Origin of the sequence: Mesorhizobium sp. M7D.F.Ca.US.004.03.1.1, assembly GCF_003998635.1 — a bacterium.
Lineage (GTDB): Bacteria > Pseudomonadota > Alphaproteobacteria > Rhizobiales > Rhizobiaceae > Mesorhizobium > Mesorhizobium loti.
Genome location: NZ_RZQG01000531.1, coordinates 1 through 4,221, shown reverse-complemented (window position 1 = coordinate 4,221; position 4,221 = coordinate 1). Strand labels below are relative to the sequence as shown.

General features: G+C 64.3%; 4 protein-coding genes. 3 read left to right on the top strand and 1 reads right to left on the bottom strand.

The features are described from left to right. Nucleotides 1–757, top strand: a 757-nt coding sequence (locus EN935_RS24670) for a molybdopterin molybdotransferase MoeA (protein WP_164771315.1), incomplete at its 5' end; no start/stop codon positions are given. Nucleotides 758–805: 48 nt separating this feature from the next. Here EN935_RS24670 and EN935_RS24665 read toward each other — a convergent pair. Beyond that, nucleotides 806–1,636 carry an alpha/beta hydrolase gene (locus EN935_RS24665; protein ID WP_127264432.1) on the bottom strand — a complete coding sequence of 277 codons (831 nt, stop codon included), beginning with the start codon at nt 1,634–1,636 and terminating at the stop codon, nt 806–808. A 311-nt stretch (nt 1,637–1,947) separates the two neighbouring features. Here EN935_RS24665 and EN935_RS24660 point away from each other — a divergent pair, with 311 nt between their 5' ends. Beyond that, entirely contained in the window at nt 1,948–3,573 is a 1,626-nt protein-coding gene (locus tag EN935_RS24660) for an AMP-binding protein (RefSeq protein ID WP_127264430.1), read from the top strand. Beyond that, a partial coding sequence (locus EN935_RS24655; RefSeq protein ID WP_127373696.1) for a tryptophan 2,3-dioxygenase family protein occupies nt 3,570–4,221 on the top strand: 652 nt, incomplete at its 3' end. The genes EN935_RS24660 and EN935_RS24655, both read left to right, overlap by 4 nt.

The following is a 4,221-nucleotide window of genomic DNA, read 5'->3' as shown; positions in this document are numbered from 1 at the left end:
TTACCACGCCGACCCGGCGGCGCTGTCGCTGGCGGCATCGGCCAACCACCCCCGGGTCGGCGTGGTAAAACGGCCGCTGGTCGCCATCATCGCCACCGGCGACGAATTGTTGCCGCCCGGCAGCGAACTCGGGCCGGACCAGATCATCTCGTCCAATGCCTATGGCGTTGCCGCCGCCGCACAGTCGGTTGGCGCCCGCGCGCTCGATCTCGGCATTGCCGCCGATCGCAAGGAGGCCATCGCCGCGCTGGTCAGACAAGCGGTCGCAGCCGGCGCGGATGTCATCGTGACGCTTGGTGGCGCCTCGGTCGGCGATCACGACCTGATCCACGATGTGCTGACCGGCGAAGGCATGACGCTCGGCTTCTGGAAGATCGCCATGCGCCCCGGCAAGCCGCTGATGTTCGGCCGCCTCGGCGATATCAGGTGCATCGGCCTGCCGGGCAATCCGGTGGCAAGCCTGGTCTGCTCGCAACTGTTCCTGAAGCCCCTGCTGGCGCGGCTCGGCGGCCGCAACCATCGCCAGGACATACGCCCGGCGCGATTGGGCGCCGCAATACCGGCCAATGATTTGCGCCAGGACTATGTGCGGGCCATGGTCAGGGAAGATGACGGCGCGCTGGTGGCGACGCCGTTCGGCATCCAGGATTCCTCGATGCTGAGAATGCTGGCCGACGCCAACGGGCTGATCGTGCGCGCGCCGTTTGCCTCCGCAGCGGCTGCGGGCGAGGCTTGCAGCGTTTTGATGCTGCGCTGAAGAATCCAAGACAAGCCATTCATAACAGACGAGAAAATGACCTCGGCCCTACTCCGAGATCAGGGTCCGGGTTAGCGGATGCGCCGGATCGGCAAGGCCGTCGACAATGTCGTAGTGATGCCGGTCGGGCTCGACTATCGCGCTGGTGGTGGCGCCAAGGCCGGTCCAGATGTTGGCAAGCAACGCATTCTGGCGCAGGAATTCGGCGCGCTCACCGCCTCCGGCCCAGCAGGTGATGCGGGCACCCTCCATGGGCCGCAGCAACGCCGGGCTTTCCGTCAGCGCCTCGTGCTCGTCGATGGCCAGCGCCGCATTCATGCCGGTGCGCATGAGCGGACGCAGGTCATGCAGGCCCGAAATCGAAACGACATGGCGTATGCGCTGCGCCACATCGGCGGCCAGGGGCGTTGTTGTGGTCACCATGCGGCTGGCGAGATGGCCGCCGGCCGAATGTCCGGTCAGCATCAGCGGTCCCCCGACCATCGCCGCTGCCTTGCCGATCGCTGTGCCGATTTCGCTGACGATGCCGGCGATGCGTATGTCCGGGCACTGCGTGTAGGAAGGCATCGCCACGGCGAAGCCATTGCCGACCGCGCCATTGGCGAGGTGCGACCACGTGCTCTTGTCGGACTCCAGCCAGTAACCGCCATGGATGAACACCACGAGCCCCTTGGGAGCGGCTTTGGGAAGGAAAATATCCAACCGATTGCGCGGTCCGTCACCATAGGCGATGTCGAGCCGTGCCCGGCCCTCTGCCGAAAGCGCATTGCGAAACGCTTGCGCGGGTTCCGCCCACGCTGCCGGCCAGCGATCGCTGCCGACAATGTTCGCGCCGTTGGCATAGGCGCGGTCCCAATCGGCAATGTGACGTTCGAACATCGGCACCCTCCCCCGGAATGGCTCGTTTCTGCGCCAGCAATGGCCACCGCCATGCCATGCGTCAATGCTCCAGACCAAAAATATTTTAGGCTTGAAACAAATTTCGACTGGTGCGATCCTGCCCTGACGAACAGCCGACAATGGGAGGTCTGCTGTGCTGCCCAAAACCTGCAGATGTGCACTCTTTCTGGTGGCATCCCGAGCAGGGGCAACGGCGGCACGAAGCCTCCTCAAAAGCAGGACCTTTAGATCCACCACATCCGGCCAGGCGCCTCGCGCACTGGCCGTCCAGCAGATGGGATAGCGGCGACATGCTTGGGCCTTCAGCGCATATCGACACGTTCACGCGCGATCACCTGCCGCCGCCGGAGCAATGGCCCGATATCCTGCTCGATGGCTTTGACTATCCCGAACGCCTCAACGCCGGCGTCGAACTGACCGACAGGCTGGTCGAGAAAGGCCTGGGCGACCACACCGCGCTGATCGGCAATGGCCGCCGCCGCACCTACAAGGAACTGTCCGACTGGACGAACAGGCTGGCCCACGCACTGGTCGAGAATTATGGCGTCAAGCCGGGCAACCGGGTGCTGATCCGCTCGGCCAACAACCCCGCCATGGTCGCCTGCTGGCTGGCTGCCACCAAGGTCGGCGCCGTGGTCGTCAACACCATGCCGATGCTACGCGCCGGCGAACTCGCCAAGATCGTCGACAAGGCGGAGATCACCGTCGCGCTGTGCGACACCAGGCTGATGGACGAGATGACCGCCTGCGCCAAGGACAGCGTATTCCTCAAGCAGGTCATAGGCTTCGACGGCACCGCCAACCATGATGCCGAACTCGATCGTGCCGCTCTCGACAAGCCGGTGACATTCACTTCCGTCAACACAGGCCGCGACGACGTCGCCTTGCTCGGCTTTACCTCGGGCACGACAGGCGTGCCGAAGGCGACGATGCATTTCCACCGCGACCTCCTGATCATCGCCGACGCCTACGCCCGCGAGATCCTCAAGGTGACGCCGGACGACATCTTTGTCGGCTCGCCGCCGCTGGCCTTCACCTTCGGCCTTGGCGGGCTCGCCATCTTCCCGCTGCGCTTCGGTGCTGCGGCAACGCTGCTGGAGCAGGCGACGCCGCCCAACATGATCCACATCATCGAAACCTACAAAGCGACGATCTCCTTCACCGCGCCGACCGCCTACCGCGCCATGTTGAAGGCCATGGATGAAGGAGCCGACCTGTCGTCGCTGCGCGTCGCCGTTTCGGCCGGCGAAACCTTGCCCGCTCCGGTTTTCGAGGAGTGGACGCAAAAGACCGGCAAGCCGATCCTCGACGGCATCGGCGCCACCGAAATGCTGCACATCTTCATCTCCAACCGCTTTGACGACATGAAGCCCGCGTCGACCGGCAAGCCGGTGGGCGGCTATGAGGCGCGCATCGTCGATGACGAGATGCGCGAGGTGCCGCGCGGCACGACCGGCAGGCTGGCGGTGCGCGGCCCGACCGGCTGCCGCTACATGGCCGACAACAGGCAGAAGGAATACGTCCGCGACGGCTGGAACCTCACCGGCGACACCTTCACGCAGGACGAAGACGGGTTCTTCCATTTCGCCGCGCGCTCCGACGACATGATCGTCAGCGCCGGCTACAACATCGCCGGCCCCGAGGTCGAGGCAGCACTGCTGTCGCATCCCGACGTCGCCGAATGCGCGGTGATCGGCGCAGACGATGCCGAACGCGGCCAGATCGTCGAGGCGCATGTCGTGCTGGCGCAGGGCGTGGCGCCTGACGCGTTGACCACCAAGCGCCTGCAGGACCACGTCAAGGCAACGATCGCGCCCTACAAATACCCGCGATCGGTGAAATTCATCGCCGCTCTGCCCAAGACCCAGACCGGCAAGATCCAGCGCTTCCGGCTGCGCACGGAGAAAATCAATTGAGTGAGCCATACGATCCGGCGTCCGAAGGCGCACAGATGTCGTTCAAGGAGCGCATGTCCTACAGCGACTACCTGCACCTTGAGAAAGTGCTGGAGGCCCAGACGCCGCTGTCGTCGGCGCACGACGAGATGCTGTTCATTATCCAGCATCAAACCTCCGAACTGTGGATGAAGCTCGCTTTGCACGAGATTGGCGCTGCGATCCGTTCTATCCGCGCCGACCGGCTCGAGCCGAGCTTCAAGATGCTGTCGCGCGTCGCCCGCATCTTCGAACAGTTGAACAACGCCTGGGACGTGCTGCGGACGATGACCCCCAGCGAATACACCGAGTTCCGCGACGCGCTCGGCCAGTCCTCGGGTTTTCAGTCCTGGCAGTATCGCGCCATCGAGTTCATGGCCGGCAACCGCAACCTCGCCATGCTCGGGCCGCACAAGCACCGGCCTGACCTCAGCGGAAAGCTGGAGGCGATCCTGGCCGAGCCATCGCTCTACGACGAAGCGCTGCTGCTTCTGGCGCGCAACGGATTCGACATCGGCACTGATGCCAGGCGCACGGACTGGCGTGAAACGCGAACCGAAAATGAAGAGGTTCTGGTCGCCTGGCAGACCATTTACCGTGATCCGCAGCGTTACTGGATGTTCTACGAAC

What these genes read in the sequence shown, in the direction of transcription:
- EN935_RS24665 (WP_127264432.1), bottom strand. Translation starts at nt 1,636, where the DNA reads ATGTTCGAACGTCACATTGCCGATTGGGACCGCGCCTATGCCAACGGC.
- EN935_RS24660 (WP_127264430.1), top strand. Translation starts at nt 1,948, where the DNA reads ATGCTTGGGCCTTCAGCGCATATCGACACGTTCACGCGCGATCACCTG.